Consider the following 20,643-nt stretch of genomic DNA (forward strand, 5'->3'; position numbering starts at 1 on the left):
CAGAACATTAAGGGAGAGATGCACGAATGACTGATGGTGAATTGAAAGGTAGAAATAAAAGAAATTAAGGGAAGTAATTGTGAAATGTGAGGATGTTAATAAAGTTTTATAATAAAATAATATAAAATAAAATTGAAAAATTAGGTTATCAATTCTTAATTGGTTTGTTGCTATTGTTCTGAAGTGATATTAGAATTTAATTATTGATTCGTTTAATACTAATTAAAATATAATTATAGCTTGACCATATAGCCATAATAGCTGCAATCCATAAACAAATTATACCTACGTATTGAATTATTCTGTAGTTATCTATTATTAAAGTTATTACTGCAAGCATTTGTAGAAATGTTTTAACTTTTCCTGTTTTATTTACTGGTAAACTGATATTTGTAGCGATTAAAAATTCTCGCAAGCCGGAAATCAATATTTCTCTACAAACTATTATTACTGCTGCTATTATCATGTAATCATTGACTTTATGTATATAGATCAACATTATTATTGTTGAAACAACTATTAATTTATCTGCAATTGGATCGAATAGTTTGCCAAATTCTGATTGTACTTTCCATGCACGTGCTAAGTAACCATCAAAAAAATCTGTAATGCAAGCAAATATAAAAATTGATATTGTTATTAAGTTTGCATACCTACTTTCTAAGTAAAAGCTTAATATTATTACTGGTACCGCAAGTGCACGAGAGATTGTTAATAAATTAGGCAAGCTTTCCTTAAACATGCAGTTAAATCTAGTGCGGTATTATAAATTTATACATGAGTAAAACACACTTCACAAGTCAATAGTTTTACAATTGAATTTTTATAAAAATTTCTTATTCTAAAAGGAGATTATTAGGTCGAGACATAATGGATAACAATTTAAATTGTATTACAAAACAAAAGGCGCTCAGATATCATAGTGGAGATGGTAATCCTGGTAAAATATCTATTTTGCCAACAAAGCCATTATCTACTCAATATGATTTATCACTCGCCTATTCTCCTGGAGTTGCAGCTCCATGCCTTGAAATAGCTAGGAATTCTAATTTAGTATATGATTATACATCAAAGAGTAACTGTATTGCTGTTATTTCAAACGGTACTGCAGTGCTTGGACTCGGGAATATTGGCCCTCTTGCCTCGAAACCAGTTATGGAAGGTAAGGCCATTTTATTTAAGCGTTTTGCTGATATTGATGCAATTGATATAGAAGTTGGTACAGAAAATGTAGAGGATTTTATCAATGCTGTAAAATATCTCGGACCGAGTTGGGGGGGGATAAATTTAGAGGATATAAGATCTCCTGATTGTTTTATAATAGAAGAACGTCTGAGTAAATTAATGAATATTCCGGTATTTCATGATGATCAACATGGAACTGCAGTTGTTGTTGCAGCTGGAATAGAGAATGCACTTGATATTACTGGAAAGAAGTTGGAAAATGTTAAAATTGTTATGAATGGCGCTGGGGCTGCAGGAATTGCGTGTTTAGAAATATTGAGATTTATGGGTGCTAAAAATATAGTGTTGTGTGATAAACAAGGAGTAATATATAAAGGTCGAAAAGAAGATATGAATGCGTGGAAGGAAAAACATGCAATTAGTACTAAAGAGCGTTCTTTAGTTGATGTGATAAAAGGTGCTGATATATTTATAGGATTATCTACAAAAGATGTGTTAAGTGAAGAAGTATTAAAAAGTATGAGCAAAGATCCAATTATTTTTGCCCTTGCTAATCCTGATCCAGAAGTAAAGCCTGAGTTCGCGAAAATTGTGAGACCAGATGCAATAATTGCAACCGGCAGGTCGGATTATAATAATCAAGTTAATAATGTAATGGGATTTCCTTATATATTTAGGGGAGCACTTGATGTACATGCAACTACGATAAATAATGAGATGAAAATTGCAGCTGCATACGCAATAGCAAAACTTGCTCGTGAACCAGTTCCTGATGAGATATTTACAGCTTATAATAGACGTAAAATGAGTTATGGATGTGAGTACATAATACCAACTCCATTTGATCCCAGATTAATTTCAACGGTTTCTTCTGCGGTCGCAAAAGCTGCAATATATTCTGGTGTTGCTAAAAAGGCAATACGAGATTGGAGTGAGTATGAAAATCGATTAAAATCCCGTCTTGCAAGTTCTCTTGATACACTAAATCTGATGTTTTCACGAGGATACAATTGTTTAGATTAATTTTGAGTTTAAAAAATTAAAGTTATATAATGATAAGTAGCATAGTTGAAAAGGTTATGTGTAGATAAGTTTATAAAATAATAAGTTATAATTGAAGTTGGTTATTTGGATAATTAGAGGTAATTTATGGATAGTTTTGAACAAATAAGGAAAGATATAAAAGAGAATGATGTGGTTCTTTACATGAAGGGTACTTCTGATTTTCCTCAGTGTGGGTTTTCTGGACTTGTTGTATCGATTCTCAAAGATTTAAATATCAAATTTAAATTTGTTGATGTGTTAGAGAGTGATGAAATACGTCAATCCATAAAGAGATTTTCTAATTGGCCTACAATTCCGCAATTATATATAAAAGGGGATTTTGTTGGTGGTTGCGATATTATTCGTGAGATGTATGAAAGAGGTGAACTGCGTAGTTTATTGGAAGAAAAAAAGGTTATATAAACAAGGTTTTAGGGGTTGTTGTTTTTAAATTGTTTTGTGTAAAAATTAATCTCTAATGTATATAGTTTTTGTATATTTCATAATATTGGGATTCGTTAGTCAATTTGAAGATTTTTAAAAATGCGATCTAATATTAAGCAGTTGTTTTATTATATAAAACCTAGTTTAAATTATTTTATTGTAGCTTTTATTGCGGTTTTATTTTCAGCCTTAACGATTCTTATTTTTGGTAGAGGTCTAAGTGTAATAGTTGATTCCGGCATAAAAGGCGATTTTATTATGAAGTTGGCGATTGCATTATTTGTAGTTTTAGTTATTTCTTTTACTGCATTTATCAGGTTGTATTTTATTAATATTGGTAGTGAAAAAGTTGTTTCGAAAATAAGGTATGATATATATAGTAATATTGTTGATTTGCAGCCAAGTGTTTTTGAAAAAGTTAGTATTCAGGATGTGATTTCAGCATTAATTACTGATACATCTGTATTACAGACTATAATAAGTAGCAGTTTACTTACTATATCTAGAAATTTTATAATTCTAGTTGGTAGTGTCGTTATGCTGCTATATACGAATTTACATTTAACTATGTGCGCAATTGTGATAATACCTGTGTTATTTATTATTATGGTTTTTATTGGAAGTAAAGTGCGCGATTGTGCGCGCCTAGTTCATAGTAAGTTGAGTGAACTTGCATTATTCAGTGAAGAGAGTTTTAGGTCTATAGTAACTATTAAGTCGTTTGTATTAGAGAAAAATGAAAAAGTGCGTTTTAAAAAGTATTTGAGTTTAGTATCAGTATCATATACAAAGTTAATATTTTTGCGTGCTGTTCTAGTAACTTTGATTATCTTGTTTGTAATAGGTTCACTGATTATTTTAATCTTTTTTGGTATTAAAGAGGTTTTAAGTGAAAATATAACTATTGGAGAATTATCATCATTTGTATTTTATTCAGCACTTGTAGCAGGAGCTATAAATAACATAAGTGATAATATTAGTGATTTACAACGTGGTTTTGGGATAGTAGAGCGTTTATTTAAGTTTAAGAATATGCAAAATTCTATAGTAAATTATGATAGTTCTATGAAGATTTGTAGTATTCAAAAGGGAATTTCGTTCAATAATATAACATTTTCTTATGAATCTCAATCTGATAAGTTTGCATTAAATAATGTATCATTTTCTATAGAAGTTGGTCAAACGGTTTCGATCGTTGGACTATCTGGTAGTGGTAAAAGTACGCTTTTAAAACTTTTACTTCGTTTTTATGATCCTATTAAAGGTAGCATTACTATTGATGGATATGATATTAAGTCAATTGCATTAAGTAGTCTTAGGTCATTATTTGGTTTAGTGCCGCAAGATTATGTAATATTTTCTTGTTCTATAATGGAGAATATATTGCATAGTAAACCAGATGCCGAGTATGAAGAAGTAAGACGGGCAGCTATTAATTCTTATGCTATGGAGTTTATTGATAAATTACCTGATAAGTTTAATACATTTGTTGGAAAAGGGGGGCTGAAGCTTTCTGAAGGACAGAAGCAACGTATTGTAATAGCAAGAGCCATCTTAAGAAATCCACAAGTTTTAGTATTAGATGAGGCGACTTCTGCTCTTGATTATAAGAGTGAAGATTTTGTGCAAGAGGCGCTGAGTAAGTTAATGCAAAATAGGATAACGATTATAATTACTCATAGGCTATCAACTGTTTTTAAAGCTGATAAAATTATAGTGATTAATCGCGGAGAGGTGGAGGGAATAGGAACTCACGAATCTTTAATAAGAGAAAATGGATTATATGCGAAGTTAGTAAAGATGAGGAAGATATAAGGAGAAAAGTTTTATTATTTTGTATAATTTATATTATACACAAGAAAGGGGGTTGGTTTTATTGGTTTTTCTATTAATGATAGGAAGTTGTGTTAAATTATGACTATATTTATAGTGTGATAAATAAATTTTGTTTTTGATTTTGAATAATTAAAAGACTTAATTATTAAGAATTACTAGTATTTTATTTAATCATTTGATGCAATGTTTTTATCTATTTGGGGTGGGAGCACTTTTTATTAATTTAGGATTCTTATAGATTTTTAGTTGTAATAAAAATAGAGTTTTGATGTTTTATTGTTCATCGTTACTATGATTTGTATTCATATATTTTGTTTTAGTTAGAAGTGATTAAAATATTAAATCATTGATTTTAACTTTCTTTAATTAGAAGGTATGGGTATTTGAGATTACTAAAAAGCTCTCTCTTATTGATGATACTTTATTAAAAGTTTAATTTTCATGGCGGAGTTTAGAATTTAGGTTATTAATTGTATGGGAATTTATTTGGGTATTTTGAAATGTGAAATTGAGTAGGGTTTTATTATTAATATTTTGTAGAATTTGTATTGAGATATTTAGTGTAAACTTTAGTTGTTAAGAAAGTAGGAATTATAAAATTGGTATATGTTTTATGTTTTATGTAGATTATTTAAATTTTATTTTGATATTTAAGTTATAAATACTTTTGTCTTAATTAGAAAATTGATATAAAAAGATAGGGAATTTTATATATGATAAAGTATAGTAAAGAATATGGGGGGTCATTATATATAATTAAAATTTTTCTATTTAAATAAGGTTATAGAGTTTTATAGTCAAAACAGAGTTTCAGATTTTAATTAAGAAAGAAGTTTGTTCATCCATTACAAAAAAAAGATATGTATTTTGTTGGTATTGTATTTTGTGACTTTTAGTTGTTTGGTAGGTTTCCAGTAAAGAGTAAAATTCCAGAAATAAGTATTAACCAAATTATTGATATTGGTAGAAATACTTTCCAACTGAGACGCATTAATTGATCATAACGATATCGAGGTATTGTTCCTCTAATTAAGATAAATATGGTTAATAATAAAGTTATCTTTAAAATAAACCATATTGAACCTGGAATTTTATATAGAAAATTAAATTCTAAAGGAGGATACCATCCTCCTAAGAAAAATATTGTCATCATAGCACTTGCCAAGATCATGTTTGCGTATTCTCCTAAGAAAAAAAGGGCAAATGGCATCGATGAATACTCAACATTATACCCAGAAACGAGTTCTGCTTCAGCTTCTGGTAAATCGAATGGATGTCGATTAGTTTCTGCAAGAAGGGAAATAAAAAATATTATTGCCATAGGTATAAGTAATAAATTAATCCAAAACGGCATACTGTGTTTTATTATAACAATTTCTCCTAGATTTAGTGTGCCAGTTGTGATAACTATTGTGGCAATTATTAGTCCTATTGGAACTTCATATGAAATCATTTGAGCAGCTGACCTTATACTACCCAAGAGAGCATAATTAGAGTTACTCGACCAACCAGCGATAATAATACCATATACCTCCAAAGAGGATACAGCTAACACATAAAGTACTCCAACATTAATATTTGCTATCGTCTTAGGAAATATTATTTGTTGTCCATTTTCTATAATTATTTTACTACCGAATGGTATAACTGCCCAAGAGATTAGTGCTAGAATAAAAGTAAGTATTGGAGCTATAACAAATAATATGGAATCTGCCTTGAGTGGTATTATTGGTTCTTTAGTTAATAGTTTAATTGCATCTGCAAACGGCTGTAATAACCCGAAAGGTCCAACTGTACTGGGACCATGTCTTAGTTGGATTGCAGCAATAAGTTTACGTTCAAAATACGTTAAATATGCAACTGAAAATAGTAGTAATACTAAAACAATTAAAGTATTAATTAGTATATCCATAGAAAGCTTTAGTACAGGCTGCCATTGTTTCTGAAGCACGACTTATAGAATCTGTCATGTAGAAATTAAATTTTTTTAATATAAAAGGAGTGTTACTTAGTTTTATTTTATCGCAAACAATTGAAGTCCATTTATTTTTTATTACTTGATTAGTGTTTTTAAATTGTAAACCCATAGTATCTAATTTTTTTCTTACGTCAGATAAGTTTTTGTATTGAGGAGAAAAGCCCAAATATTGAGATAAGTTTTTAATAATTAACCAGTCTTCCATTGCTTCACCAGGTGGAAATGTGGCTAAATTTGTTCTTTGTACTCGTCCTTCTGTGTTTACATATGTTGCATATTTTTCTATATATGTAGCTCCGGGAAGAATAATATCTGCTATGTGTGCGCCTTTGTCGCCATGATGGCCTTGATAGATTATGAATGTATCTTCTAATTTTGGTACATCAATTTCATCTGCACCTAGGAGATAAATAGTTTTTATATTACCGTTTTTTGCTTGTTTTATGATTTGATTAGTATTATTTGAACTCTCTGTTGGAACAAATCCAATATCTAATCCACCAACTCGTGCTGCAGCTTTGTGTAGTACGTTAAAACCATTCCAATCATCTCTTATCATATTAAAATTTTCTGCAATTGTACCAGCTAGGGCTAGAATCGATTCAGAATCATCTCTTATTAATGCATCTTGTCCAATGATGAGCATGGGATTTTTAGCGGCGCTTAATAGTTTACAAAATTTATGGTTTCCTTTTACTATATCATGTAGAATATTAGGATTATCCCCTAGATTTTCGACATGATATAAATACTTGGTATTTGCGCTAATACTTCCTATAAGAAAATTTCCTTGTAAATACCTTTTCCTTATGCGAGCGTTTATGATTGGTGCTTCTATCTTAGGATTTGTATTTATAAGAAGACATAAGTCTGCATTTTCTATACCTTGAATAGTAGTATTAAATATGTATGATCCACGATTACTTTGTATAAGATTTGCACCGTCTTGTCTACAGTCTATATTTGTTGAACCAAGTTTATGCATCATATCTTTTAGTAAGAGCATAGATTCACAGTCTACTAGGTCACCTGCGATTGCAGCTATTTTGTTTGGATTTGTATTTTTTAATTTTTCTGCAGCGGCAGTTAATGCTCTATTCCAATCAACTGGGATTAATTTACCGTCTTTTTTTATATATGGTTTGTCAAGACGTTGTACTTTTAATCCATCGTAAGCAAAACGAGTTTTATCCGATATCCATTCTTCGTTTATTTCTTCGTTAAGTTTTGGTAGTATTCGCATAATTTCTGGGCCCCGATAGTCAACTCTTATTGCGCTTCCCACAGCATCAAGTACATCTATAGTTTCGCAATGCGATAATTCCCATGGACGCGCCTTAAAAGAGTAAGGTTTTGAAGTTAGAGCACCTACAGGGCAAAGGTCTATGATATTTCCAGACAGTTCGGAGTTAATATATTTTTTTATATAAGTGCTGATTTCTATATTTTCTCCTCTACCAATTCTTCCAAGTTCATTTGTACCTGCAATATCAGATAAAAACCTGATACATCTAGTGCAATGTATACATCTATTCATTGCAGTTTCTATTAATGGTCCAAAGTGTTTTTTTGGTACGGCTCTTTTATATTCACTAAATCTACTAACTCCTCTTCCATAGATTATTGTTATATCTTGCAAGTCACATTCACCACCTTGATCGCAAATTGGACAATCAAGTGGATGATTAACTAATAAAAATTCTAATACTCCTTCGCGTGCTTTTTTGATTTTTGGAGTGTTAGTATAAATAATCATATTTTTTGCGATCTGTGTTGTACAGGCAGCTATAGGTTTAGAAAAGCCTTTTACTTCAACTAAACACATTCTACAATTACCAGAAATTGCTAAACGTTTATGATAACAAAAACGCGGTATTTCAATACCTATTGTTTCACATGCTTGGATTATGGTAAGCCCAGCATCTATTTCATATTCATTAGAATTAATGGTAATTTTAACAAAGTCTGAAGTTATATTGCTTTCCATTTTATGGGATTATTATTTTCATCTTGAACGATATTACCATTTTCATACTCAGCTGACATATAATCTACATGTAGATCACGATCTATATATCTTACAGGTTTCACATATTTACTTTTATACGTTTTTTGTTTAACTTTCTGATTTTGAACAAGGTTATTTTTACTAGCTGTTTTTGTTATTGTTGCCATATATATTTTATAAAATTTCTTGGCTTTATTTTAGCATTTAAGCGTATAACGTCAATATTTAAAATTGAAATTGAATTTTAAATTGACTTTTATGGGAGAGAGAGTTTCTCTTGCAAAGAGAAAATAAGGAGTCAACAATATTAAGAGTATTATAATTTTATAATAAATATTATTTGTATTTGCTTGCATAGTGCAGAGAATTTCTTTATTTGTTAATTGAAATTATATTATAAATTATTGTACATTCATTTAAATGTTTTATCGAAGGTAATTTCTCTAGTTATTGGAAAATTTTGTTGGAAAGTTAAATAGTTTTGATGTTAAGCTTATTAGATTTAAATTTTAATTTATGGAGTCAAAAGCTAAATGGAGTTACTTTAAGTAGTATAAATAAATATACTGTTTGATTTTTTGTTGAGTGTTTTTCCTAAATTTAGAATTAGTCTTAATTTATTTTTTATGTTAAAATGTAGGTTTGGACTTAGGGGTTTTTTTAAAAAATATAAAATTACAAGAACAATATTTTACTTTTCTATTATAAGGAGTTTTATTGGCTATGAGAAAATTTATCTGCGTAAGAACTTTTCATTATATTTAGTGTATCATAATCTGTAAAATCCAATTTTATTGGTGTAATAGTAATGAATCCTTCTTTTATTTTACCTACACTTCCACTACCTGAATATTCTCGAGACCAATTTAAGTTTAAAGAACCATCTGGATTTTCTATAAAGGTTAGATTTCCATCAATGTTATTATATTCACCTTGTTCAACAAATTCTATTCCTTTTATTTTTTCTATATCAGGGAGATTTACGCTCATAGCTATATTTTTAGGCCATCCAACTTCAATAAGTTTAGTAATAATTTTTAGTCCAAAAGTTTTTGTATTGTGCCAGTTTATTCTATTATGGTTGTGATATACTTGACTTATTGCGATAGAGGGTATAGATTTTGCAGCGCCTTCCATAACTGCACCAATTGTTCCAGAATAATAAACATCGTCTCCGACATTTGATCCAATGTTTACTCCAGATAATATTAAGTCTGGTCTCTTGTCCATGATTTTATTTAGTGCAGTTATAATGCAGTCCGCAGGTGTTCCGGATATACTAAACTCTTTTTTGCTGTGCTGAGTTATTTTAATAGAGTGACTTATTAAATAGTCAAGAGATCTTGCTGCTCCACTTCTATCAGAGTTTGGTGCTACTATCCATATTTCTGACGCAAAGTTTTGTGCAATTTTTTTTAGTAATTTTATTCCTTCACTTTTATAACCATCATCATTCGTTATTAACGTTACCATATAAATTTTATACTTTAACTTTGAGTTGTTTGCAATTTCTTATTGATTTTTTGATATAATTAATTTTACTTTATATTTAAATATAAAATATAAAGTTTTAAAAGATTGATGTAGAGGTTTTAAATTTTTATTTATGGTATTAGAGATACTATATTATGATTAATTTAGAAAAATTGAGAAAAAAAATCATAAAATTGCAAATGCAGATAAATTATCATAATACTTTGTATTATAGAGATAATAAGCCAAGAATTATTGATGCTGAGTATGATAAATTAAAGCGAAAATTAATTGATATAAAAAAACAATTTTCATGGAATTACACTGTTCAGGATGGTATTGGCGCTATACCAGATAAAAGGTTTTCTAAGATTAAACATTATGAACCTATGCTCTCTCTTGAGAGTGCTTATGATGAAGAAGGTGTAGAGAAGTTTTTGTGCAAAATAAAAAGGTTTTTAATTGAAAAAGAGATAGAAATTTTATGTGAGTTAAAAATTGATGGACTGTCATTTTCTGCAATTTATGATAATGGAAAATTTATTAAAGCTGCAACTAGAGGAGATGGTTTTATAGGAGAAGATGTTACTTGTAATGTAGCAACAATAAAAGGTTTTCCTAAATTTTTACAAGGTATGTGCGTTGGAAGATTAGAGGTAAGGGGAGAAATATATATTAGTAATAGTGATTTTTTGAAGTTAAATGAAAGCAAAAAATTTTCTAATCCAAGAAATGCAGCAGCTGGTTCTTTAAAGCAATTAGATTCAAGTGTTACGGCAGATAGACCACTTAAGTATTTTACTTATTCATTGATTGGTGGAGAAGAGAGAAGTCAAAGTGAAATATTGGAGAAGCTTGAAAGACTTGGTTTTTGCGTGAATGAGCATCGTTGTTTAGTAAGCAATTTAGATGAAATGTTGGGATTTTATAATGAGATGTATAATCGTCGTTATAACTTAGATTATGATATTGATGGGGTGGTTTATAAAGTAAATGATGTAATTTTACAGAGTCGTTTAGGAAATACTCGTAGAGCACCACGTTCAGCACTTGCATATAAATTTTCTGCAATTTATGCAAAAACAAAATTAAATAAGATATTTATACAAGTAGGTAGAACTGGAATTTTGACTCCTGTTGCAGATTTAGTTCCTATTAATATAGGTGGAGTATTGATTAGTAGGGCAAGTTTACATAATCGAGATGAAATAAGACGCAAGGATATAAGAGAAGGGGATATTGTAATGATCAAAAGAGCAGGGGATGTAATTCCTCAAATTATTAAAGTAGACAAAGACTCTCGTTGTGCTGGTATGCCTAGATTTATATTTCCTAAAGTGTGTCCAGAATGTGATAGTGAAGTTCAGATTGATGGAATATCAATAAGGTGCCCTGAGGAATTTACATGTAAAGCTCAAATAATAGAGAAATTAAGACATTTTGCTTCAAGAGATGCATTTAATATTATTGGTTTAGGCGAAAAACAGATAAATTTTTTTTATAAACTTGGTTTAATAAGAAGAATTCCAGATATTTTTATCTTAGAAAGAAAAATAAGTGAACTTAATAAAGTTGGAAAACAATTTAATTTTGGTAGAAAATCAATAATCAATTTATTGAATGTTATACAAAATAGGAAGGTGGTGACTTTAGATAGGTTTATATTTTCTTTAAGTATTAGATATGTAGGTCAGGTTGTAGCAGAGTTGCTTGCAAATTATTATTTTTCTTATACTAATTGGTATAATTCAATGACTAGATTATTATCAAATAATTTTGAGGGAGATCTACTATATAATACAAAGAAAAAAACAGCTAAGTTTTTTATTGACGAGTTAATGAGTATAAGCGGTATAGGGGATAAAGTAGTTAAATCCTTAAGATTTTTTTTTTCTAGGGAAAACAATATTAAGATGTTAAGTGATCTTGTTACACATGTTCGAATTCTTCCTGTTAATGTTAATTTTAGAAGTTCTGTTTTAAATAATAAAGTTGTAGTTTTTGCTGGTAAACTATTTTCTATGAGTAGAGAGGAAGCAAAAGTGAGAGCTAAGACTTTAGGGGCAAAAATTACTTCAAATCTTTCTGTTAGAACTGATTATTTAATTAAAGGAGAAGGTTCTGAATCTAAGTATAAAAAGGCAATAGAATTGGGGATAGAAGTTTTAGATGAGCATCAATGGAATAAAATAATTAGAGATTAAATATCTTTAGTATAGATAGAGTATATAAAGAAACAGAAGAATATAAAATAGTATAAAGAATTAGTTTCAGGATTATTTTGTTATGAGGGATACCAAGGGGGTGGGGTGTAATTTATTATTTTGTTCTGCTATGTTTTACAACACGAGAGTATTATTAATTGTATGTATTTAGTTTGGTATGAGAACATCAAAATAATTTACATATTTTGGTAATTTTAAATTTAATAATTGTTCATTTGTATTGCAAAATATAATTTATTTTAATCAATTTATTATTGATGTACTTTATAGGAAGATTTATAAAAGTTTATAGTTGTTTTTATGTTTTACTTATTTTAACTAGTAACTCTTTATATGTTTAGATTTTAGTTTAGGATCTTTAATTTTATCAGAGAAGTTTTTGCGTATTAAAATCTTAATTAATATTTTAATAGAAAATATAAAAGTTGTTATTTTTGTTAAATTGGCACTTATTTATAAAAAATTTTTATACAAACTAATTTATAGAGATAGAGTATATAAATCTAGATTTTGTTTTTAAAATTAAATGGTTTTATTTTTCTATTTAGTAAAATCTTGATTTTAGGTTCTAAGAACCACCTAGCCAATAAATAAATATAAACAAAAATATCCAAACTATGTCTATGAAGTGCCAATATAATGAAGCAAATTCAAGACATAAATGATTTTGAGGTGTAAATTGATTTCTATGAGCCCTGAATAAGCATATTAATAAAAATAGCATCCCTATCATGAGGTGTGCACAATGAAATCCTGTAATTATGTAAAAATTAGATATATAAATTATTTTTTCTCCCATCTCTCTTAAGGAAAAATTAGTTTTATAGTACTCTATAGCTTGTATTATTATGAATAATAATCCAAGCAATATAGTTATCAGTAGCATTTTAATCATATTTTTTTTGTCATTTTCCAATAGACAGCGATGTGTCCAGTTAATAGTTGTTCCGGAAAGTAATAATATTAATGTATTTATAAATGGTAATGACCATGGATCATGTGGTGGAATCCCATTGGGAGGCCAATCAATTTTTTTTATATGGGATGATATTTCAAATAAAAAAGTTGAATCGAGCCAGGCATTAAAAAATGAACAAAAGAATGTCGCAAAAAATATAACCTCTGAGAGAATAAATAAATACATTGCAATTCTAAATCCTTTTTTTGTTGCTTTGGTGTATGGTTCATATATGGCTTCTTTTATTATATCTTTCCACCAATGAAATAATACTCCTAATATTATGAACGTTCCTAGAATTAGACTAATTATTCCGAAAGTTTGTTTACGAAACGCACCAATTAATCCAAAGACAAAAATAAGAGTTGCTTTTGATAGGAAAATTGGCCAAGGACTTGGATCTATTAATTTCATAAAAAATTTGTTTATAAAAACATATGTGTATTATAGCGTATAAGTTATTTTAAAACTGTCAATTCTATACTGTTAATAGTTTATGATAAGTTTTATACTAATAAAGTAATAATAAAATTAAATTTAGTAGTATTTTTGTATAGACTTTTAAAGTTTTTTTAAAAAGTTAAATTGACTTTAAAGTAACTAAAAGTTTATTTTTCTTTATTTTATGGTGCTTTCTAATAATGGGGTGCATATTATAAAGTTAATATGTAAGGTTAATTTATAAAAATTATTTGGAGAATTGTAATTAAAAAGTTTTTTATGTTTTAATGTATTATTAAATTTTAAATTTTAAAAGTATTTTTTTTGTATTTTAAGTTTTATATTACTTATATAAGTTATAGGAAAAGTTAGATATCTACATATTATTTTCTTTTAAAGGATATATATATTTTTAGAGAGTTTGAACTTTTTATATTTTATTTTGTGTTCTCTTGAAGAAGAGGATATAAACTATATGAAAGTACATAAAATAAAGATTTTTTAGTTTGAGTTTTGATATTGTTGGTATTTGTCGAAGTTTAAAGTAAAATTAATCAATAGTTAATGCATCTTCTATTAAAAACTGTATATTGTTATTTAAATAATCCATAGATATTTTACCTAGAACAGCCTTGATATTATTATTCATAATAGCGAAACCAAGATGTGTATTTACAGAGTGAAATGCAATAGCTTTAATTATAGCATGCCCGTCAGAAATGAAACACTTTATATGATTAATTGCTATGATTTTAGGATTTTTAATTTTTACGTTTTTAATAACAAATCTTGGTTCAGGATTACCAACGCCAAATGGCTCTAAGCGCTGCAGTTGATTCCAGAAAGATAGATTTACAGTTTTAGTAGTTATTATGTCATCAACTTTTAAAGTTTTGTTATATGTAAAATGCTTAAATTTTTTAGTAAAAAAATTATATAAATCATTTATCTTGTTTTTTTTAATTATAAATCCTGCTGCAGCACTATGTCCACCACCTTCAATAATTAGATCTATAAGTTTTGCTGAATGAATTGTAGCTCCAATATTGACTCCAGGAATAGATCTACAACTTGCTTTTCCTATTTCATTATAGTTTAAAGATATTACTATTGTTGGCAAATAAAATTTATCTTTTAGTTTTGAAGCAATTATGCCGATAATGCCTTGGTGCCATTTACCGCTTACCATTATAAAATTTGTACCTAATTTAATAAGCTTTTTTGTTTGTGTTATAGCTTCTAAAACAGCCTTATTTTCCATTTTTTTTCTTCTATTGTTTAGATTTATTAATTCTAGTGTAATAGAATGTGCTTCTTTTTCACTTTCTGTAGAGAGTAGTTTTGCGCCAAGAGATGCTTCTCCGATTCTTCCTCCAGCATTTATGCATGGTCCAATATTAAAACTTAGTTGAGAAACATTTAGTTTCTTGAAAATTTTTAAAGAATTAAGTAAAACACGTAATCCGATGTTTTTTTTTTCTGATATAATTTTTAATCCTTGTGAAACAAATGCTCTATTAAGACCAGTGATTTGCATAACATCACAAATAGTACCTAGAGCAACTAAATCTAATAGATTAAATAAATTTGGCTCTTCTTTATCAATAAAGAATCCTTGTTTACGTAAGCTGCTGTTGAGGGCAATAATTAGTAGAAATGTTACTCCAACCGCTGCAAGATTAGTACAAGGTGAATTTTCATCTAGGCGATTTGGATTGATAATCGCAACAGCATTTGGTAGTTTTTCTGTACAAAGATGATGATCGATAACTATAATATCAAGACCGAAATTTTTGGCGTTTTCTATAGGTTGGTATGCAAGTGTACCGCAATCAACTGAGATACATAAATCGGTTCCTTTTTTTTTAAGTTGTAGTAAAGCGTCTGTATTTAATCCATATCCTTCATTGATACGATTCGGGATATAGATTGTAGATTGTATACCAATTGTTTTTAGATATTTATTAATTAGTGCTGATGACGTTGCACCATCAACATCATAGTCACCGAATATTGCTATATTTTGGCTGTTATTTATTGCTAATATTATTCGACAAATAGCTTTTTTCATGTCAAGAAGGTGGAATGGATTTGGTAATGATGATTTAATTGTCGGGTGTAAAAAATTATTTATATTTTTTATATCAATGCTTCGAGCAGTGAGTATTTTAGCTAGAATTTTTGGTATTTTTAGTTTTTGAACAATATTTAAAACTTTTTTTTCATCTACTTCGTATAATTTCCATATTGCATTTATTACACTGTATTTTTTATTGTCAAGTAACATATTTTAATATTGAAACAAAATTACTTTATCAGGATTTTTAATTTATATCTATTTAATTTAGATCTATAAAAACTAAGCTTGAAATATTCAATTTAATTTAATTATCATTTGTTGTTTATAAAAAATATTGCATAATTTAGTTAAAATTATTGGTGAAGAATTTTATGGATCTTAATAAGGTTGCAGCGTCGATTTTGTTTTCTGGGTTAATTATTGTGATAGTTAGCAATTTAGTTGATATATTTTATAATCCAGAGAGAGATGCAATTCAATATCAAAATAGTAATGTTGTGCATGATGATAGTAAATTACAGCAGAAAATTGAACAAATAGCGTTTGATATCGTGACTCTTATGCAGAATGCTAATTTTGAGAAAGGCAAATTAGGGGCAAAAAAATGTGTAGCTTGTCATAGTTTTGAAAAAAGTGGAACAAATAAGGTAGGACCAAATTTATGGAACATAGTTAAAAGTAAAAAGGCACGTTTTAGTAGCTCATTTAATTACTCAAAGGCAATATTAGAAAAGGGTGGAGAATGGGGATACGAAGAATTATTTGCTTTCTTAAGAAATCCAAAAGATTATATAAGAGGTACACGTATGGCATTTGTAGGAATATCCAATCCACAAGAAATTGCTGATTTAATTAGTTATTTACGTCAATTAAGTGATAATCCTGTTGATTTACCAAAATAAATATATAAATTATGAATATAGGTATGGATTATTGTAAATTATTTGTTAAAGATGGTGATTATATATCATATCGAAAATTATGTGGAAAAAAAGCTTCCGTAGTTTTTTTTGGTGGATTTGCATCAAATATGAATGGAGTTAAAGCATCTGCTATTTATAAATTTTGTAGAGAAAATGATATAGCGCTTGTATTATTCGATTATTTTGGTCATGGTTATTCAAGTGGTGATTTTGTTCACTATACAATAAGTGATTGGCAAAAGAATTGCGTTAAAGTACTCAATGAGTTAACTAGTGGTAAACAGATAATTATAGGTTCTAGTATGGGAGGATGGCTGATGTTGCTTGTTGCTCTTCAATTTCCAAGAAAAATTGCAGCATTAATCGGTATATCATCTGCTCCTGATTTCACTGAAAATTTAATTTTCAAGCAGTTATCAAATAAGGAAAAAGAAGAACTTAATTCGCATGGTACAGTAGATTTTATTTCAGGAAATTGTACTTATACAATAACTAAAAATTTGATAGAAGATGGTAGAAAAAATCTTTTATTAAATAAAGAGATTATAGAAATAAATCTTCCTGTACGTTTGTTACATAGTTTTAGTGATGAAAAAGTTCCTTATCAAGTTTCATTGAGTTTAGCCGAAAAAATTAAATCAACTGATGTCGAAGTGCATTTAATAAAGTCAGCAGAGCATAACATGTCTGATGGTTGTTCATTGAGAGTTTTGTTTCGTACGATTAGGGAACTGATATCCTGATTATATTGTACAAAGTAGAAGCAAAAAGTTGTAAGTTTTACATACAAGTTCAATTAAACAATCAGTTTAGATTTTGTTAAATGCTTCTTGGCAGTTTAGTAATATGTTAAAGAAATTGTTATAGTGAAGAGTAGTTTATTTTTAGTTTGAAAGTTTTGTTTGTTAATATTTTGTATTTGTATGTAATGAGGAGATTATAGTTGGTTTAGTTAATATATTTATGGAGAGTTTTATGTATAAGGGAAGTAGAATAGAATATGATAGTTTAGGAGAGGTGAGAGTATCAAATGAACGTTATTGGGGAGCACAAACACAACGTTCTTTAGAAAATTTTAGGATTGGTACGGAAAGGATGCCAGAATCTATAATTGAAGCGCTAGCAATAGTAAAGCTTGCAGCAGCACGTGTGAATATAAAATCTAATGCTATAAATGAAGAAATTGGGAGTGCTATTTGCATAGCTGCGCAAGAGATAATAGATGGCAAATTTAAGGATGAGTTTCCTCTTGTTGTATGGCAAACTGGATCTGGAACTCAAACTAATATGAATATGAATGAGGTTATTAGTAACCGTGCAATAAAAATTTTAAACGGCAATTTAGGTACTAAATTTCCAGTACATCCAAATGATCATGTGAATTTTGGTCAATCATCTAATGATACTTTTCCAACTGCAATGCATATAGCAGTAGCAAAACAGATAAATTATTCTCTTATTCCAACTCTTGAAGAATTATATAATGCATTGAATGATAAGGTTCAAGAATTTGGAAGAATAATAAAAGTAGGACGTACTCATTTGCAAGATGCAGTTCCTCTAACATTAGGACAAGAATTTTCTGGATATGCAATTCAAGTTAAAAAGGGAATAGAAAGAATAAAATCTGCTTTGAAGAATTTATATGAGCTTGCACAAGGTGGTACTGCAGTTGGTACTGGTCTTAATACTAAAAAGGGATTTGCTGAAAATTTTGTTAATGAAGTAGTAAAGATTACAAATCTTCCATTTATTCTTGCAGAAAATAAATTTGAAGCATTAGCAGCAAACGACGCTTTGGTCGAAATGAGTGGTGCACTTAACACAGTAGCGGTTAGTTTAATGAAAATTGCAAATGACTTAAGGTTACTTAGCTCCGGTCCAAGGTGTGGAATTGGAGAAATAATATTACCAGAAAATGAACCTGGCTCTTCGATTATGCCAGGTAAAGTGAATCCAACTCAATGTGAAGCAGTGACTATGGTATGTGCTCAAATTATGGGGAATCATGTTACTGTAAGTATAAGTGGTTCAAATGGTCATTTTGAATTAAATGTATTTAAACCAGTGATAATTTATAATGTTTTGCAGTCTATAAGACTTTTAACTGATGTAAGTTCAAATTTTACGAAAAGATGTTTAATTGACATTAAAGCAAACGAAAGGAGAATAAAAGATTTGTTAAATCGATCATTAATGTTGGCTTCAATATTAAATCCATATATAGGATATGATAATGTTGCAAAAATAGTTAAACTTGCTTATAAAGAAAATATTTCTTTGAAGGAAGCGGCAGTAAAACTTGAGTTATTTACTGAAAAGGAATTTGAAAAGATAGTAAAACCAGAAGAGATGGTAGGTTTGTGATATTATTGTGGTTTCGCATTTCGCATTGGGTAATGTTAGTTTTAATTAGTTAATGTGGTGTTTTGTTAATTTTTAATTTGATTTTTGTGGGTTTAGTATAATAAAATTGATGATATGTTTTATGTAGTTTCTCCTCTCAATTCATAAAGGAGAGGTTCTAGCTTTTAAGTTAATTTTCGTTAATTTTATATTATATATATATAATTTTATTTCAAGAAAAGAAGATTAAGTTTATAAAATTTTCCTAAATATGATAGTTAAATGACTTTTTAATTTCTGTGAAATTAAATATCTTATTTAAACGAATTGTGAAATGAAGTCATTTTATTATCGTTTTCCTTTTATTGAAAGAGATAATTATTGATAAAATTAATGATATAAAAAGTGTAGGGGCAATATGTTAAGTAAGTTGCAGTAGTTTAAAAATATTATATTTCCAAGATTAGTCTACTTGGATCCTCTATGAAGTTTTTTATTCTAATTAAGAAGGCTATTGCTCCCTTACCATCAACTATTCTATGATCATAGGAAAGTGCAATATACATCATTGGTCTAATCTCAATTGAATTGCCTACGACAACAGGTCTATTTTGTATTGAATGCATACCTAGTATTCCAGATTGCGGAGGATTTATTATTGGAGTAGATAGGAGTGAGCCATACACTCCTCCATTTGAAATGGTAAATGTTGCACCTTCCATTTCTGATACTTGTAACTTGTTTTCCCGCGCTTTTTTACTAAGAGTGGTAAGAATTAATTCGATTTTAGCAAGTGATATTTGATCTGCATTTCGAATAACTGGTACAACAAGGCCCTTATCGGTACTAACAGCAACGCCTATGTCATAGTAATATTTATATATAATTTCATTGCCAGAAATTTCGGCATTAATCTCAAGAATTTCTTTTAAGGCTTGTACTGTTGCTTTTATAAAAAAAGACATAATACCCAATTTTATTCCGTATTTTTTTTCAAAAACCTCTTTATATTTCATTCTAATATCTACAATGTTTTTCATATCAACTTCATTAAATGTTGTTAATATTGCTGCAGTATTTTGTGATTCTTTTAAGCGTGTAGCAATTATTTGTCTTATTTTACTCATTTTCACTCGTTTTTCTTTTTTGTTTACTGTATTTTCAACTGTTTTGACTTCTGCGCGTTCAACATTTGTGTTATTTATATAGTTGATTACATCTGCTTTGGTTATTCGGCCTCCAATGCCGGTTCCGTCAATATTTTCTGTAGTAATTTCATTTTCTTTCATTATTCTATATGCTGAAGGAGCATTTTTTTTAGTAGTAATCTTGTCGTCTTTATTTTTTTCTTTTTTTATTTCTTCTTTTTCTATATCTTCTATAGAGCTTTCTATATCTTCTGTAGAAATTTTTGCTAGTAATTGGTTTGGACTTATTATATCATTTTCCTTTACGAAAAATTCGGTTATTTGACCTGAGACTTCTGCAGTTAATTCAAGTGCTGTTTTATCAGTTTCAATTTCAAAAATTGAATCATCGGTTTTTATTGGTTCGCCAATATTTTTTTTTATTTTAATTATTCCCTCTGTAATTGATTCGCCTCCTAGAGTTTTTGGTGCTCTAATTTCTATAATTTTGCTCATAATTAATTTAATATATTACACAAGCTTTGTTATAAACTATTTTATACTCTAAAAAAATA

The 20,643-nt window shown here is 28.6% G+C and carries 15 protein-coding genes; 7 read left to right on the top strand and 8 right to left on the bottom strand.

What is annotated here, in order from left to right:
- Window positions 1–196 precede the first annotated feature (196 nt).
- Window positions 197–742: a CDP-diacylglycerol--glycerol-3-phosphate 3-phosphatidyltransferase gene (gene pgsA / locus LJI21_00680; protein ID WFW29821.1), complete on the bottom strand. Its 546-nt coding sequence runs from the start codon at window positions 740–742 to the stop codon at window positions 197–199.
- Window positions 743–870: 128 nt separating this feature from the next.
- Here pgsA and LJI21_00685 point away from each other — a divergent pair, with 128 nt between their 5' ends.
- The 3 genes from LJI21_00685 (at window position 871) to LJI21_00695 (ending at window position 4,488) form a co-directional block, all read left to right on the top strand.
- The gene (locus tag LJI21_00685) at window positions 871–2,208 is read left to right on the top strand and encodes a malate dehydrogenase (GenBank protein WFW29822.1); all 1,338 of its coding nucleotides are present in this window, start codon (window positions 871–873) and stop codon (window positions 2,206–2,208) included.
- Between the two features lie 126 nt (window positions 2,209–2,334).
- Complete coding sequence (gene grxD, locus LJI21_00690; GenBank protein WFW29823.1) at window positions 2,335–2,652, top strand: Grx4 family monothiol glutaredoxin; 318 nt, start codon at window positions 2,335–2,337, stop codon at window positions 2,650–2,652.
- Between the two features lie 120 nt (window positions 2,653–2,772).
- The gene (locus tag LJI21_00695) at window positions 2,773–4,488 is read left to right on the top strand and encodes an ATP-binding cassette domain-containing protein (GenBank protein ID WFW29824.1); all 1,716 of its coding nucleotides are present in this window, start codon (window positions 2,773–2,775) and stop codon (window positions 4,486–4,488) included.
- A 913-nt stretch (window positions 4,489–5,401) separates the two neighbouring features.
- On the opposite strand, the gene nuoH is transcribed toward LJI21_00695, so the two are convergent.
- The 4 genes from nuoH to surE all read right to left on the bottom strand — a co-directional run bounded on the left by nuoH (window position 5,402) and on the right by surE (window position 9,968).
- Window positions 5,402–6,421, bottom strand: a complete 1,020-nt coding sequence (gene nuoH, locus LJI21_00700; protein ID WFW29825.1) for an NADH-quinone oxidoreductase subunit NuoH — start codon at window positions 6,419–6,421, stop codon at window positions 5,402–5,404.
- Window positions 6,405–8,474 carry an NADH-quinone oxidoreductase subunit NuoG gene (gene nuoG / locus LJI21_00705; GenBank protein WFW29826.1) on the bottom strand — a complete coding sequence of 690 codons (2,070 nt, stop codon included), beginning with the start codon at window positions 8,472–8,474 and terminating at the stop codon, window positions 6,405–6,407. Before nuoG ends, nuoH begins: the two co-directional genes overlap by 17 nt.
- Complete coding sequence (locus LJI21_00710; protein WFW29827.1) at window positions 8,459–8,662, bottom strand: hypothetical protein; 204 nt, start codon at window positions 8,660–8,662, stop codon at window positions 8,459–8,461. The genes nuoG and LJI21_00710 overlap by 16 nt, the downstream gene beginning before the upstream one ends.
- A 547-nt stretch (window positions 8,663–9,209) precedes the next feature.
- Window positions 9,210–9,968 carry a 5'/3'-nucleotidase SurE gene (surE, locus tag LJI21_00715; protein ID WFW29828.1) on the bottom strand — a complete coding sequence of 253 codons (759 nt, stop codon included), beginning with the start codon at window positions 9,966–9,968 and terminating at the stop codon, window positions 9,210–9,212.
- A gap of 155 nt (window positions 9,969–10,123) precedes the next feature.
- On the opposite strand from surE, the gene ligA reads away from it, so the two are divergent.
- Window positions 10,124–12,172 carry an NAD-dependent DNA ligase LigA gene (ligA, locus tag LJI21_00720; protein ID WFW29829.1) on the top strand — a complete coding sequence of 683 codons (2,049 nt, stop codon included), beginning with the start codon at window positions 10,124–10,126 and terminating at the stop codon, window positions 12,170–12,172.
- Between the two features lie 589 nt (window positions 12,173–12,761).
- Here ligA and LJI21_00725 read toward each other — a convergent pair.
- Together LJI21_00725 and recJ are read right to left on the bottom strand one after the other, a co-directional pair.
- Window positions 12,762–13,565 (bottom strand): cytochrome c oxidase subunit 3, encoded by an 804-nt coding sequence (locus tag LJI21_00725; protein WFW29830.1) that lies wholly within the window; start codon window positions 13,563–13,565, stop codon window positions 12,762–12,764.
- Between the two features lie 577 nt (window positions 13,566–14,142).
- The gene (gene recJ, locus LJI21_00730; GenBank protein ID WFW29831.1) at window positions 14,143–15,879 is read right to left on the bottom strand and encodes a single-stranded-DNA-specific exonuclease RecJ; all 1,737 of its coding nucleotides are present in this window, start codon (window positions 15,877–15,879) and stop codon (window positions 14,143–14,145) included.
- Window positions 15,880–16,043: 164 nt separating this feature from the next.
- Here recJ and LJI21_00735 point away from each other — a divergent pair, with 164 nt between their 5' ends.
- From LJI21_00735 to fumC, 3 genes are all read left to right on the top strand, one after another.
- Window positions 16,044–16,574, top strand: a complete 531-nt coding sequence (locus LJI21_00735) for a cytochrome c family protein (GenBank protein WFW29832.1) — start codon at window positions 16,044–16,046, stop codon at window positions 16,572–16,574.
- Between the two features lie 23 nt (window positions 16,575–16,597).
- Window positions 16,598–17,338, top strand: coding sequence for an alpha/beta hydrolase (locus LJI21_00740; protein WFW29995.1), 741 nt, complete (start codon window positions 16,598–16,600; stop codon window positions 17,336–17,338).
- Window positions 17,339–17,570: 232 nt separating this feature from the next.
- Window positions 17,571–18,962: a class II fumarate hydratase gene (fumC, locus tag LJI21_00745; GenBank protein WFW29996.1), complete on the top strand. Its 1,392-nt coding sequence runs from the start codon at window positions 17,571–17,573 to the stop codon at window positions 18,960–18,962.
- 428 nt (window positions 18,963–19,390) lie between these two features.
- On the opposite strand, the gene odhB is transcribed toward fumC, so the two are convergent.
- Entirely contained in the window at window positions 19,391–20,584 is a 1,194-nt protein-coding gene (gene odhB, locus LJI21_00750; GenBank protein ID WFW29833.1) for a 2-oxoglutarate dehydrogenase complex dihydrolipoyllysine-residue succinyltransferase, read from the bottom strand.
- Window positions 20,585–20,643: the final 59 nt, after the last annotated feature.

The organism is Wolbachia endosymbiont of Menacanthus eurysternus (genome assembly GCA_029715105.1).
In the GTDB taxonomy this organism is placed as follows: domain Bacteria; phylum Pseudomonadota; class Alphaproteobacteria; order Rickettsiales; family Anaplasmataceae; genus Wolbachia.

Bases quoted from the DNA above. Each gene is read 5' to 3' on its own strand.
- pgsA (WFW29821.1), bottom strand. From the start codon at position 742: ATGTTTAAGGAAAGCTTGCCTAATTTATTAACAATCTCTCGTGCACTT.
- LJI21_00685 (WFW29822.1), top strand. From the start codon at position 871: ATGGATAACAATTTAAATTGTATTACAAAACAAAAGGCGCTCAGATAT.
- grxD (WFW29823.1), top strand. From the start codon at position 2,335: ATGGATAGTTTTGAACAAATAAGGAAAGATATAAAAGAGAATGATGTG.
- LJI21_00695 (WFW29824.1), top strand. From the start codon at position 2,773: ATGCGATCTAATATTAAGCAGTTGTTTTATTATATAAAACCTAGTTTA.
- nuoH (WFW29825.1), bottom strand. From the start codon at position 6,421: ATGGATATACTAATTAATACTTTAATTGTTTTAGTATTACTACTATTT.
- nuoG (WFW29826.1), bottom strand. From the start codon at position 8,474: ATGGAAAGCAATATAACTTCAGACTTTGTTAAAATTACCATTAATTCT.
- LJI21_00710 (WFW29827.1), bottom strand. From the start codon at position 8,662: ATGGCAACAATAACAAAAACAGCTAGTAAAAATAACCTTGTTCAAAAT.
- surE (WFW29828.1), bottom strand. From the start codon at position 9,968: ATGGTAACGTTAATAACGAATGATGATGGTTATAAAAGTGAAGGAATA.
- ligA (WFW29829.1), top strand. From the start codon at position 10,124: ATGATTAATTTAGAAAAATTGAGAAAAAAAATCATAAAATTGCAAATG.
- LJI21_00725 (WFW29830.1), bottom strand. From the start codon at position 13,565: ATGAAATTAATAGATCCAAGTCCTTGGCCAATTTTCCTATCAAAAGCA.
- recJ (WFW29831.1), bottom strand. From the start codon at position 15,879: ATGTTACTTGACAATAAAAAATACAGTGTAATAAATGCAATATGGAAA.
- LJI21_00735 (WFW29832.1), top strand. From the start codon at position 16,044: ATGGATCTTAATAAGGTTGCAGCGTCGATTTTGTTTTCTGGGTTAATT.
- LJI21_00740 (WFW29995.1), top strand. From the start codon at position 16,598: ATGGATTATTGTAAATTATTTGTTAAAGATGGTGATTATATATCATAT.
- fumC (WFW29996.1), top strand. From the start codon at position 17,571: ATGTATAAGGGAAGTAGAATAGAATATGATAGTTTAGGAGAGGTGAGA.
- odhB (WFW29833.1), bottom strand. From the start codon at position 20,584: ATGAGCAAAATTATAGAAATTAGAGCACCAAAAACTCTAGGAGGCGAA.